12 protein-coding genes and 2 pseudogenes are annotated in these 11,878 nt (G+C 65.3%); 6 read left to right on the top strand and 8 right to left on the bottom strand.

The features are described from left to right. Window positions 1-172 precede the first annotated feature (172 nt). The 3 genes from ACWDKQ_RS16680 to ACWDKQ_RS16670 form a co-directional block, all read right to left on the bottom strand. Complete coding sequence (locus ACWDKQ_RS16680) at window positions 173-394, bottom strand: helix-turn-helix domain-containing protein (protein WP_450139633.1); 222 nt, start codon at window positions 392-394, stop codon at window positions 173-175. Then, window positions 394-879, bottom strand: a complete 486-nt coding sequence (locus ACWDKQ_RS16675) for a DUF2975 domain-containing protein (RefSeq protein ID WP_450139632.1) — start codon at window positions 877-879, stop codon at window positions 394-396. Before ACWDKQ_RS16675 ends, ACWDKQ_RS16680 begins: the two co-directional genes overlap by 1 nt. 428 nt (window positions 880-1,307) lie before the next feature. Continuing rightward, on the bottom strand, window positions 1,308-1,430 hold the full coding sequence (locus ACWDKQ_RS16670) for a hypothetical protein (RefSeq protein ID WP_450139631.1): 123 nt from the start codon (window positions 1,428-1,430) through the stop codon (window positions 1,308-1,310). 283 nt (window positions 1,431-1,713) lie between these two features. Between ACWDKQ_RS16670 and ACWDKQ_RS16665 the strand changes: the two genes are divergently transcribed. The 3 genes from ACWDKQ_RS16665 to ACWDKQ_RS16655 all read left to right on the top strand — a co-directional run bounded on the left by ACWDKQ_RS16665 (window position 1,714) and on the right by ACWDKQ_RS16655 (window position 6,238). Continuing rightward, entirely contained in the window at window positions 1,714-3,093 is a 1,380-nt protein-coding gene (locus ACWDKQ_RS16665) for an FAD-binding oxidoreductase (RefSeq protein WP_450139667.1), read from the top strand. Window positions 3,094-3,832: 739 nt separating this feature from the next. Then, a complete protein-coding gene (locus ACWDKQ_RS16660; RefSeq protein ID WP_450139630.1) occupies window positions 3,833-5,548 on the top strand; it encodes a GAF domain-containing protein in 1,716 nt (571 codons plus the stop codon). A gap of 162 nt (window positions 5,549-5,710) precedes the next feature. Beyond that, complete coding sequence (locus tag ACWDKQ_RS16655; protein ID WP_450139666.1) at window positions 5,711-6,238, top strand: nucleoside monophosphate kinase; 528 nt, start codon at window positions 5,711-5,713, stop codon at window positions 6,236-6,238. Window positions 6,239-6,258: 20 nt separating this feature from the next. Here the strand turns inward: ACWDKQ_RS16655 and ACWDKQ_RS16650 are convergent, their stop codons facing one another. Further along, a complete protein-coding gene (locus ACWDKQ_RS16650; protein WP_450139665.1) occupies window positions 6,259-6,459 on the bottom strand; it encodes a helix-turn-helix domain-containing protein in 201 nt (66 codons plus the stop codon). 143 nt (window positions 6,460-6,602) lie between these two features. Between ACWDKQ_RS16650 and ACWDKQ_RS16645 the strand changes: the two genes are divergently transcribed. Continuing rightward, complete coding sequence (locus tag ACWDKQ_RS16645) at window positions 6,603-6,887, top strand: methylmalonyl-CoA mutase family protein (RefSeq protein ID WP_450139629.1); 285 nt, start codon at window positions 6,603-6,605, stop codon at window positions 6,885-6,887. A 232-nt stretch (window positions 6,888-7,119) separates the two neighbouring features. On the opposite strand, the gene ACWDKQ_RS16640 is transcribed toward ACWDKQ_RS16645, so the two are convergent. From ACWDKQ_RS16640 to ACWDKQ_RS16625, 4 genes and pseudogenes are all read right to left on the bottom strand, one after another. Next, window positions 7,120-7,464: a hypothetical protein gene (locus ACWDKQ_RS16640; RefSeq protein WP_450139628.1), complete on the bottom strand. Its 345-nt coding sequence runs from the start codon at window positions 7,462-7,464 to the stop codon at window positions 7,120-7,122. A 246-nt stretch (window positions 7,465-7,710) separates the two neighbouring features. Continuing rightward, window positions 7,711-8,259 carry a zinc-binding dehydrogenase gene (locus ACWDKQ_RS16635; protein WP_450139627.1) on the bottom strand — a complete coding sequence of 183 codons (549 nt, stop codon included), beginning with the start codon at window positions 8,257-8,259 and terminating at the stop codon, window positions 7,711-7,713. Window positions 8,260-8,372: 113 nt separating this feature from the next. Then, window positions 8,373-9,086: pseudogene (locus ACWDKQ_RS16630) on the bottom strand (IS5 family transposase); the annotation flags it as partial. 276 nt (window positions 9,087-9,362) lie between these two features. Then, window positions 9,363-10,313 (bottom strand): IS630 family transposase, encoded by a 951-nt coding sequence (locus ACWDKQ_RS16625; protein WP_450139626.1) that lies wholly within the window; start codon window positions 10,311-10,313, stop codon window positions 9,363-9,365. Window positions 10,314-10,652: 339 nt separating this feature from the next. Here ACWDKQ_RS16625 and ACWDKQ_RS16620 point away from each other — a divergent pair. Further along, window positions 10,653-10,871, top strand: a pseudogene (locus tag ACWDKQ_RS16620) (hypothetical protein); the annotation flags it as partial. Between the two features lie 797 nt (window positions 10,872-11,668). Next, window positions 11,669-11,854, top strand: coding sequence for a hypothetical protein (locus tag ACWDKQ_RS16615; RefSeq protein ID WP_450139625.1), 186 nt, complete (start codon window positions 11,669-11,671; stop codon window positions 11,852-11,854). Window positions 11,855-11,878: the final 24 nt, after the last annotated feature.

The raw sequence follows: 11,878 nt of genomic DNA, 5'->3' as shown, positions 1-11,878 counted from the left end.
TGCGGTGGGGAGGTCACGATCCCCGACTAGGACGATGCGGTGCAGGTCAACGAAATCTACCCAACGAGGTCGGGACGGTGCTGCGGGTGATCGGCGATCCACGTCCATGCGGTCCACGTGCCGTGTCACCGGCAGGTGGTGCCAGGCGGTTTCACTCCCGCCCTGCGGCGCGTCATCCGCACGCGGCGTCCTCGGCCTCCCAGCGCAGCAGGTCACCCGGCTGGCACTTGAGCACCTCGCAGAGCGCGGCAAGCGTCGCGAAGCGCACCGCTTTAGCGCGGCCGTTCTTGAGTACCGCCAGGTTGGCGGGCGTGATCCCTACGCGATCCGCGAGCTCGCCCACGGACATCTTCCGCCTGGCCAGCATCACGTCGATGTCGACGGCGATCGGCATCAGATCACCTTGTCCAGCTCGGCCTGCATCTGCGCCGCTTCGACGTCGCGCGCGACGGCCTGGGCAAGCAGCATCCGCAGCACGAGCACGATGAGCGCGACCCCCAGGATGGCCACGCCTATCCCGCACATGATGACGGTGACGCCCGGGTCGTCCCGCTGGCCCGGCGCATTGAGGACCGTGACCGCGAACCACACGAGGGCAACCGCTACGACCGCGCCGATCACAAGGTCCACGTACCGGAAGGCGGCGTGGGAGAACACGGTTCCGCGTCGCACCATCGTCACCAGCCGCCATACGCAGACCAGGGCGACCTGGACCGACACCATGCCCAGGATCGTGACCACGCGCAGCGGGGTCAGCGGGAGCGACCCGTCCTCCGGGTCGGTGGCCAACGCCCACATCATCAATGCCTGTACGAACACGGTGCCGGCGAGTACCACCACGAGCACGACGCGCAGCGCACCCACTGCCAGCTTTCCCATTGCCAACCTGCCCATCGAATCGCGACAGCAATCTATCGCTTTTCGATAGGTGAAGCAAGGGCTGGGACGGAGGAAGAGTGGGTGGCGGCTTCGCACCGTGGCGGGACGCCGCCGTCCCCTCCCATGGCATGGCGTTCGCGCGAACCGCCTTGATCTTGTCGGGGTCGGCCTTGCTTGAGCGCAAATCGGACGCCACCCGACTACGCCGAAGCCCTGCCTCGGAAGCGGATCGGCCGTCCGGCACGACTCGACGTGATCTCCAGGCAGGCCCCTCGCACGAGCTCAGGATGCACCAGAACCGGCCGCACCGCGTTCTCCGGTGTTCGCGGGCAGCTCCTTCAGACAGTGCACACCGAGCAAAGTCGCCAGGGTCAGCCATGCGAAACCCATCCTTTATGACCCCGAACCCCTGCGAGTCAACGGGCGTCCTACTCGGGTGCCTCGTCGAGCACCGTCTCGACGCGCCGCCGGTAGTTCTCCTCCAGCCCGGCGAGGACCCTCGCATAGATCTCATGGAGGACCGCGACCGAGTGGCCTGCCCACTCTGCCACCTGGGTCGACGGAACGCCGGCTGCCAGCCAGGGACACGCAGGCGTGCCGAAGCTCGTAGGGACGTGCAATGAGCGGAGACGCTGCCTCTTCCTCGGTCAGCGCGCAATGCCGGTTACCTCCTCCACATCAGAACGCAATCTATGGACGCTTCCTCCGTATTCCCCGTTGGTACCCCGTGTTCCGATAGGAACCTATGGCGTACCTATAGCGTCGAACACAAGAGTCCGCACCAGCGTCGGCCAGGGCGAGCGCGACGATGCTGACCTTCTTGGAGGAGCTGTGATTACGGCAACGACCGGAGTGCTGGGCGACATCGCCGACCACGTACCCAACCACCGGATCCTCCGCGACCCCGATGTACTCCGAGGGCTGAGCCACGACGAGGGGGAATGGGCGCCAGCCGGTACTCCGCTGGCCGTTATCCGCGCGGAGTCGTGCTCGGAGGTCCAGGCCGTCGTCCGCGCTTGTCACCACCACAAAGTGCCCGTGGTGACGCGCGGGGCTGGCACCGGACTTTCGGGGGGAGCCAACGCGGTTGAAGGCTGCGTTGTCCTGGCGCTGGACCGGATGGACCAAATCGTCGAGATCAACCCGCTGGAAGGTCTTGCCGTTGTCCAGCCCGGGGTAATTAACGATCACCTGCGCACGGCTGCCGCCGAGCACGGCCTCTGGTACCCGCCGGACCCGGCAAGCGCACCGTGGTCAACGATCGGCGGCAACGTCGCCACCAACGCCGGCGGACTGTGCTGCGTGAAGTACGGCGTGACTCGCGACTACGTGCTCGGACTGGAAGTTGTAACCGCAAACGGCGAGCTCGTCCGCCTCGGCCGCCGGACGGCGAAAGGCGTGGCCGGCTACGATCTAGTCGGCCTGATGGTCGGTTCAGAGGGAACGCTCGGTGTGGTCACCGAGGTGACCGTCCGGCTGCGCCCGCTGCCACCACCTGCGATCACGGTGGCCGGGTACTTCTCCTCGATCGTCGACGCCGGAGCGGCGGTGCGTGCGGCTGCGGCCGCACGACTCACGCCGGCCGCGCTCGAACTCGTCGATCGGCACTGCCTCCGCGCGGTGGACGCGTGGAAGAACATGGGACTGTCGCTGGAAGCCGACGTCGTGCTGCTCGCCCGCCTCGACGAGCCCGGCGCCGCCGGCGAGGCCGAAGCCGAGCGGATGCTGGCCTGCTTCGAAGAAGCCGGTGCCACGTGGGCGGCTCGCTCAACCGACGAGGCCGAGGCGGAAGCGCTGTTCGCGGCCCGGCGGCTCGCGTATCCCGCGCTGGAACGGCTGGGGCCGGTGCTGACCGAGGACGTCTGCGTGCCCAAGGAGCACGTCCCGGCGATGCTGGAGCGCATCGAGCGCGCCGCGGAGCGGCACCGCATCACGATCGCCAACATAGCCCACGCCGGCGACGGCAACCTCCATCCCCTGCTGATCACCGAGCCCGGCGATGACGATGCCCGACATCGCGCCCACGCGGCGTTCGACGACATCGTCAACGACGCACTCTCGCTCGGCGGAACCGTCACCGGTGAACACGGTGTTGGGCTGCTCAAGCGTGCAGGTCTCGCCACCGAACTCTCCCCTGCCGCACTCGACATGCACCGCGCGGTGAAGGCCGCGCTCGACCCCGCCCACATCCTCAACCCCGGCAAGATCTTCTGACGAAGGGCACCGCCATGAGCAAGGCCACCGACAGCGTCGTCGATGCGTCACTCGTCCAATCCGGAGTCCGGCATGCCGGTCGACGGCTGGTCCCGTTCCTGATCGTCCTCTAACTGACCGTCCTGCCGTGGCGACTGGACGCCGCGCGCCGAGCGCGACGCACTGACCGACGCCATCGCCGCCGAGCAGCCCGACACCGCCGCCACGGGGCACGTATCGGTACCCAAAGGCATTGACCAGCCCCCGGGTGCTCGCCCTGCCCTGGGTGTACTTCGGCATCGTCTACGGCCTCTACTCGCTCGACTTCTCCTGCGCGGATGGAGCGTCGCCGGAGGTGCGCCGTGGGGCGTACGCCGGTCGTACATGTATTGAGGTGCCACGGTCTGGATCGAGGACGAGCCAGTCGGGTGGGACAGCGGCAGCAATATCCGCTGGCACCTCCCGGTAGGTCGCTACAGCCGCAGTCTGTAGGTGCATTCGGTCCTCCTACCGGATCACACGGCCCTGAACGAGCCCAGGTGGACCGACGCTAGAAGCGACCCCCAACGAACATGATGTTTGTTTTCAACATGATTTAATACCTCACATGGAGGAAATCTCTGCGACAAGGACGTCGCCGGGATGGCTGGACCTACTGACCCGCGGATGCACGCCAGCCGACTTAGCCGAACACCGCCGTGCCCTGCTCGACGACCCCTCAGCCAACCGACAACAGATCGAACGCGACAGCGAGCACGCCATGGTGCTGCTGGAACGATTGGCGCAACGCAAGCAGCACGCCGAGGAACTGGCCGTCCTCAACGACCTGGCCCGGCGACTCGCGTCCCTCCGCGACCCCGGCGAGGTCCTCAAGGAGGTCGCCGCCCAAGCTCGCCGCCTACTGCGCACCGACATCGCCTACATAAGTTTGATCGACAACGACGTCCTGAGGATCGAAGTCGTCAACGGGTCGATGGGCCACGCGCTGCGCGGCATCGAACTCCGGCCAGGCCAGGGCCTGGCCGGTGCTGTGCTGGTCTCAGGGAAGCCAGTGAGCAGCGAGTCCTACCTGGCCGACCAGAGCCTCACCCACGACACCAACGTCGACGAAGCTGCACAGAGCGAACAACTCGGCGGCATTCTCGCGGTTCCCCTCATCGTTGCCGAGGAGACCATCGGAGTGTTACTGGCCGCAGACCGGCAAACCCGGAAGTTCGGGGCGCAAGAGATCCAACTACTAGCCGCCCTAGCTGCCCACGCCGCGGTCGCTCTGCGCAATGCCAAACTGTTCGAGCAGTATCAACGAGCCAATCGCGAACTACAGGACACCCTCGCGTCCCGCCAGCGCAGCACCAAACTCCGCGAGGCGCTCACCGCGGCCGTTTTGGCCGGTGACGGGATCGATGCCTTGCTCAACTTGCTCATCGAGACGCTGGACGCGCAAGTGCGGTACATGCCTGCCGACGAGGCGGCCGCCACCGAATACCTCTACGAGCTCACCGGGACGAGGAGCGGCGAGGACCTCTTCCCGCCCGGGGCCCCCGGTACCTACCGGACCACCGCCGCCCACGGCCACGCTCTCGTGGCCCAGGTGGCCGTGCACGGTGGCCACGTCGGCTGCCTGGCGGCAGTCGGGGACACCTCGTTCAGCGACGAGGCTGACCGGCTGCTGACCACCGGCGCCACCGCCGTGGCTCTTATCGTCGCCTCGGAACGCTCGGTCGGCGAAGCCGACCGTCGGCTACGCGGCGAGCTCGTCGCCTCCTTGCTCTCCCCCACCGTCGACGAGGCCGCCGTACGACGGCGCGCACGCGATAGCGGGCTCGCCCTCGACGATATCCGCAACGTCGTCGTTCTCCAGCCCGATGGCGACAGCTCCCTCACCCACATCGCAGGCGCCTGTACCCACCTGGTGGACCGCAACGGCTGGTCGGCTCCCCACGAGGGCCGTTTGGTCCTGTTCCTCGCCGACGACGACACGACTGCGGTCACCGCCAAAGTGCGCGCACTGCACCTGCCGGGCAGCGCCGGCGTTGCCCCCTCAAACACCGGACTACAGGGACTGCGGGCTGCCTACGAGGCTGCCAGGCAGACCGCGACCATGCTGCTTGCTCTCGGCCGAAGGCATGATTGCCGGCAAGCCTCCGAGCTTGGCGCCTACCGATCCCTGTTCGGCCAGTCAGGACGCGACGAGGTCCGCAACTTCGTCACCGCGACCATTGGACCGCTGCTGGATCACGACCGCGACAAGGACCGGAAGCTGGCCGCCACGCTGGACGTCTATCTACAACAGGCCCAGCACCACGCCCGGACCTGCAGCCTGTTGCACATCCACCCCAACACCCTCTACCAACGGCTGGACCGGGTCACCAGCTTGCTTGGCCCCGACTGGCGCGATCCCAACCGAGTCCTCGAAATCCAGCTCGCCCTCAAGATGCAGGACCTGCTCACCAAGCTGGACAACACCAGCCAATGAAACCAGGCCGTAGGCCATGCACCGGTGTGCGGCCGGAACGTCGCGTGCTCGATGATCCCGACCTCGCAACGGCCGCCCGCAGGCGTAACTGCAACTCTCCCGACATGCTGCCATGCGCGTCTCGGTTCTGCTCGGGCCGCCCGGTGCGGGTAAGGGCACGCAATCTCTCGTGATCGCCGGGAAGCTCGCCGTTGCGCACGTCTCCACCGCGACATCTTCCGGCGCAACATCAACGACGGCACTCCGCTGGGCCTCAAGGCCAAGTCCTACATCGACAGCAGTCTGCTGATCCCGGACAGCATCACGACGAACACGGTCCGGTCCAGACTCACCGAACACGACGCTGCGCCCGGGTTCCTCGTGGACGGGTTTCCCCGCACGTCAGCGCAAGCGACGTGCCTAGCCGACATCTTGTCCGAGCCCGGCACCCCACTGGACGTCGTCGTGGAGCTTCGCGTCGATGAGAGAGAGCTCGTGCGCCGACTCACCGGTAGGCGCACCTGTCGCGACTGCGGCCGCAGCTGTCACCTCGTCTTCACCCCGCCGGCGAAGGCGGACACGTGCGACGCCTGCGGTGGTGCGCTGTACCAGGCGCGACGACGACACGGCGGACGCGATTCACCAGCGGTTTCGCGTCTACGAGGAGCAGAACGCGCGGCTGACCGCGTTCTACCGAGACTCGGGTGTTGACGACGTTCTCGATCGCTTCCTCAATCGGACGAGCGCTTTCCGCAACCGAACGACCGATGTCGACCGATCCTCTTCTCCAGTGCTGTGATGCGGCGGGAAACGGTGGTGTGGTCGACTCCCAAGGCCGAGGCAGCCGCAACCAGCCTGCCTGTACGGGCGAGCGCGAGAAGATATCGGAGATCGTCCACCCGGAGTCGTCGTGCATCAATGTTTTTTGCCATCATGGAAATGCCATCTTTTCGGTCCTGACTCGGTCCGTTGAGAGGCCTCAATCGGATCGACTCACCTAATCAATTTTCTGCAGTTCCGCACAACTGCTCTGCGAAATTGGCGCTTGATTGCACACGCCTGCTGCGCGAACCTCATGGGATCGGTACACGGTGCGGCACTTGACTTCGCCGCCGCCGCGCAGGCGTACCGGCTCGCCCGGCGTTGCGCCGCCGAGTTCCCACAGCTGGGGGCCGTGACCGTGGACGCGCTGGTCGTTCCACGACGCGGGAGGCTCCGACGCCAGGAGCTGGACTGCTCGCTGGCCGCCGGGGTCACCTGCCTGCGGTGGCTGACCGAGACCGGGCTCGACGTCGACACCGCCGCCGGCCAGCTAGAGTTCCGCTACGCCGCCGCAGACCAGTTCCTGACCATCGCCTAGCTCCGCACGGCCCGCCGCCTGTGGGAGCAGGTCACCCGCTCCACCTGCGACGCCAAGAAGTCTCTGCGCAGATCCGCTGGAAGAGACACAGAAGCAGCGGACGCTGCGAGTCACCGACCCCCGAGCAAGACACCGCTGCGCGCAAGCGTTTGACTCGGATAAGATCAGGAGCGGACGGTGGAATCATTCCACCAGAGCACATTCCAACGGCGCAGAGCACAGGCGCTATGCCCTATCCAGTCTGATCTGCGCTGATCACCGATGGTTCACGACGGAGACGGTCGAGGAGCAGGGACATCTCTTGCCCAGTGAGGACAACGATGAACCGCACCTCACTGCCCAGAACGTCGTCATCGATCTGAGCGGCGAAGGCGTGGACCTCGTAGCGGCGTCCGCGCAGCATCATCGCAATCCGCACGACACCGTCGAGTCCGCCAGTTACCCCAACGGTCACGCTGCGATGTGCTGCTTCCTCGCATCCTCCAGCGTCCTCGCCGAAATCCACGCAAGTGGTGACCAACAGCTTGTGACTCTGGTCGAGAGACGGCAGGGTCAGATGTGAAAGCGCTCGGCTCATAACGGATCTCCAAGTTCACAGAGGACGATCCGGACCAGGTTCCAGACGCACGAACTCACGCGCGTCGGCTCCCTGGCTCAGCCGACGCGCCGGATAATGATCTCCCGCTGGAAGCGGTTCTCCACCTGGCACATCACGATAGAAAATAGCACATCAGATAGTCCACTACGCCGCATCCAACTCACCGATCAAACCTCCAGATCCTCCCCAACGACCTGCTCATGCCCAGGTTCTGCCACTGCGCCATCAAGACAACTTCCCTGTCGTGCTGCAGACCTCCAACGCGCGATGAGCCTCAGCCTCGTCCTCCAGCGGATACGTCTGATCGACGAGCACGTTCAAACCACCGTCACGGTGCAACACCACGACCGCGCGAATGGCCTCGTCAGCGCCAATCGTGGGTACGCAGATGAGAAGATCCGGGCCCAGGACCTGCAGGAACCGAATGACCACGTCGCCGCCGATGAGGTCCAGGACCAGGTCGACGGTGACCTCGGCATAGGCACCGTCGGCCCGGGGACGATCGCCTTGCCCAGCGCATCCTCCCCCACGCCCAACCCGTTCACGTCCGGGCCGAGGGATTCCACCGCACCTGCTACATCCCACCCGACGATGAAGGGTCAGCCACCAAAGTTCTTGTGCACAGAGGGCCGATCGGGTCTTCCAATCGATGGGGTTGACTCCCGCAGCCTGGACCCGAACCCGAACCTCTCCAGGCCCGTGGATCGGGGTCGGCACGTGCCTAGTTGCAGAACCTCGGGACCGCCGATCTCCCAGCCGACCTATCCCACGCATGTTCGCCGTCGCGTGTTCCGCGCCCTTCCTCTCGCTTCTTCCTTCATGGGGTCACCAGGTTTCCCGGACGCGTACAGCCTGCGTGACTCAAAGACCGTTGGGTAACTGGGTGGTTACGCAGCGATGTTGGTTTCCGCGGTGAGTCGGCGGGCGGCTTCCCGTTCGGTGGCGTTGGACCACTTGACGCTCTGGCCGGAGAGCCGGGTGGCCATGCGGCGGATCATCGCGAGTTTGATCAGGTTTTCGGAGTTCGCGGTCGGGCGTTCGTAGTCGCGGGCGAGGCGACGGTTGCGGGTCAGCCACCCAAAAGTTTCGTTCGACCACCCACCTACGTGGCAGCACCTGGAACCCCTTGACATCGTCGCTGCGTTTGACGATTTCCAGTACCAGGCCGAGTTTTTCCTTCGCCCAGGCCAGCAGGCCGTTGACGACGGAGTTGGCGTATCCGCCATCGGCCCACACCAGAGCGACCGAGGGGAACCGGGCGGCCAGGCGCCGCAGGATCTCGCGCCCGCCGCGCTCCGCGCGGTCCTGCACCGATGCGGAAGTGAATATGACGACCAACAGGAGGCCGAGCATGTCCACGATGAGGCCGTTTGCGGCCTGCCGTTTTCTTGCCCATATCGAACCCGCGCGCTTCGCCGCCCTCACTGCTTTTGGCGGACTGGGCGTCGAACACGGCCGCCGACGGGTCCGCCGTGCGTCCGGCCTGGCCGAACCTGATCGCGCAGCGCGTCGTGGACACGGTCGATCGTGCCGTCGGCACTCCAGTCCCGAAACCAGCGACAGGCCGCGTCCCGGGGCAGCAGATCGCGGGGAATCATCCGCCGCTGGGAGGCCGCGGCCACCGCGGCGGTCAACGGGCTCGCCTCGGGCAACGCCGCCCTCACCACCAACATCACACCCAGACGGAATCGACGAAATGAAAGCCCCTCGGCGAGGTACTCGACCCACTCATCGACGAACTCGCCGAGTACCCGACACCCAATACCTCAACCACCCACAATGGACGCAATTGGTTATCCGGGCGCATCAGGCGCTCGACACACTTGAGCAGGCTTATTGACCGGGAACTTATTGATCCGGATGGCAAATGTGTGATGTCAGGTGGCGTAACGGACTTCGGGTTTGCCGAAGTAGGAGCGGATCCGGTCGGGGAGTGTCTGGAGGCGGTGGAGGAAGGAGCGGACCGCTTGTTTCAGTTCGTCGCGTGTTCTTGGTGCTGTGCCGGTGGACACGGTCCGTTTGAGGTCGGCGTTAAGGATCTCGTCGGGGTTGAGTTCGGGGCTGTATCCGGGCAGGAAGTGCATCTCGATCGCCGTAACGTGATCGTCCACCCATTTCCGGACGGTCTTGCGGCGGTGGACGGGATGTCCATCGACGATCAGGTGAACCTTGCGGTCGAGGTGGCGGGTCAGCCGGTCCAGGAACGGCAGGAACACCTTGGCGTTGAACGAGCCGGTGTACACGGTGAAAGAAAGCTCGCCTTTGTTGCCGATGGCGCAGATGGCGTTCACGCTGAACCGTTTACCCGTCTTGCCCACCACCGGTGTCTTACCTACCGGGGCCCAGGTGACGCCGACGGCGGCATCCGAGCGGATCCCGGTCTGGTCCAGCCACAAGATCACCGCGCCCTCACGGCGGGCGCGGGCGGCGATGGCCGGGTAGTCCTCCTCCAGCCACACCCGCACCTCTTCGGGGTCCTGCTCGTAGGCTTTGCGGACCGGTTTCTGCGGCGACAAACCCCACGAGCGCAGATAGTTCCCGACGGTGCGCAGGCTCAGCACGATGCCGTACCGGACCCGGATCAGCTCGGCCACCGTCTTACGGGTCCACACCACCCCGGCAAGCCCGAACGTGGCCGGGGTGTGCTCGGCCACCGCATACCGCAGCTTGCGCTGCCGGCGGGCACTTAACGCTTTCTGCTCACCGGCCTTGCGGCCCCGACGACGCGTCGCAAGACCCTTCGAACCCCATTTTTCCCACGCCTGCATCCATCTCGACACCGACTGCGGCGATACCGCGAACACCTGCGCCGCCCCAGCCTGGGTCATCCGCCATGGACAGCCGCGACCACCCTGCGCCGCAAATCCTCCTGCGCCTCAGGCGACAACCTCCGCGCGTCCCGCACACCAGCGATCATGCCAGAACAACGAAGATCACAACTTTAAGTTCCCGGTCAATAAGCGGCGACGGCGGCGCAATTGGGGAGAATTCCGAGGGGCTGGGCTCCCGAGGCGTTCGTGTGGATAGGCTGAAGATCCGGCTTGTCACTCGGCTGCCCGTGCAGATCACACCGGTCTCCTCAGACAGCCCGAGTTTATTGGCCGCGGTGACAAGCTCGTGGAACGTGAAGTCGCTGCCGCGACGCTGCGTGGAAAGAGCCGGTCCGCAATCGGGTGATGCTCGCGTTGGCCTATGACGCGGCGTTGCGGCCGGAGGAGTTGTGCTCGTTGCGCACCGACGATCTGGACCCGGCTCACCGAACGTCCCAGGTGCGCCGGCTTTACGGCGGCGGCGCGACCGGAGAACGCGATTCGAAGCACTGGGCCTTCCTGTTCTTGCGTGCCCTTCTGAACCACACAGTTTGCATGTTCGCCCCATTTGAGTAGCGCTGCCTGCGCTAAGGAGGCAAGACTGCGGCTGCTAGCCAGCGTGTTCGTCCTCTCAATTCCCGAGCCGCATGATCCAGGACTGGCTCGACACGACCTTGCAAAGTAATCCGGCCACCACTAGTTCGCTCGTCAATACCGCAAAATTCGCTCCCCGCAAAGGAAAAGAGGTCTTCGTTCAATGCAAGACGACCTCACGGAGCGGATGCAGACTCTCAGTACCTGGCTTCGTGATACGGACAGTTTCACCGAAACCGTTGCCTGCTGGCGCAACAGCCAGGTTGATTACATCTCGCTGAGCCACGAGTACTGCCTCGTCACGCCCGAACATGCTGCGGCATTGGATGTTTCGGCAGGCAGCAAGGCGTTATATCGACGCGGAAATCTCGAATCGGAATCGGCCGGCTTTCGGCAGCGGGTGGCCGGGGTACGAGCCGTCGTGGTCGAGGATCGGCTGCACCCGGATGCCCGACAATCGCTGAAGTTTAAGAAGGTTGCGCTCGGTAGAAACCTTAGCTGCCACGGGATGCGGCGACACACTCATGACATCACCCGCGTCTCAACGGTCGATGCCAACGGCCGACAGGAATTGCGCGTGGCGGCGACGGTCACGACCGCCGACGAGCTGGTCGCGGCCGTCGACGAGATCGTTTATCTTCAACTGTCGCAACGCGGCACCACGGACGATGCCCGATCGTCGACAGACTGCAGGACGCCCGAAGGCCACTGGAATCGCCTATATCCCGGATGCGACGCCGCACGGAAGCATCGCTGGCCTGGATCTCTCGTGTGGCCTGTTGCTGGACACCACGCAGGCCGGTCTGGTGCGGGCGATGTGCGAGCCGGTGGAACGCGAGAAGTGGGCTGCGGCGCGGCGCATCGTGGTGCCGCACCCCAGCGCCGTGGAGTTCCACGAGCGCGGCTACCGCGAATACCTTTTAACGATCGATCGCGCCCGCTCGCTGTGGGGCGCGACCTCCTGACCTTCAAGACTTGGCGCTGAGGAG

It is taken from the genome of Saccharopolyspora sp. NPDC000995, assembly GCF_053599315.1.
This window is presented reverse-complemented; position numbering and strand designations above follow the sequence as displayed.

Coding starts and splice junctions, on each gene's coding strand:
- ACWDKQ_RS16680 (WP_450139633.1), bottom strand. CDS start 394: ATGCCGATCGCCGTCGACATCGACGTGATGCTGGCCAGGCGGAAGATG.
- ACWDKQ_RS16675 (WP_450139632.1), bottom strand. CDS start 879: ATGGGAAAGCTGGCAGTGGGTGCGCTGCGCGTCGTGCTCGTGGTGGTA.
- ACWDKQ_RS16660 (WP_450139630.1), top strand. CDS start 3,833: ATGGTGCTGCTGGAACGATTGGCGCAACGCAAGCAGCACGCCGAGGAA.
- ACWDKQ_RS16650 (WP_450139665.1), bottom strand. CDS start 6,459: ATGGCAAAAAACATTGATGCACGACGACTCCGGGTGGACGATCTCCGA.
- ACWDKQ_RS16645 (WP_450139629.1), top strand. CDS start 6,603: ATGGGATCGGTACACGGTGCGGCACTTGACTTCGCCGCCGCCGCGCAG.
- ACWDKQ_RS16640 (WP_450139628.1), bottom strand. CDS start 7,464: ATGAGCCGAGCGCTTTCACATCTGACCCTGCCGTCTCTCGACCAGAGT.
- ACWDKQ_RS16635 (WP_450139627.1), bottom strand. CDS start 8,259: ATGCGTGGGATAGGTCGGCTGGGAGATCGGCGGTCCCGAGGTTCTGCA.
- ACWDKQ_RS16625 (WP_450139626.1), bottom strand. CDS start 10,313: ATGACCCAGGCTGGGGCGGCGCAGGTGTTCGCGGTATCGCCGCAGTCG.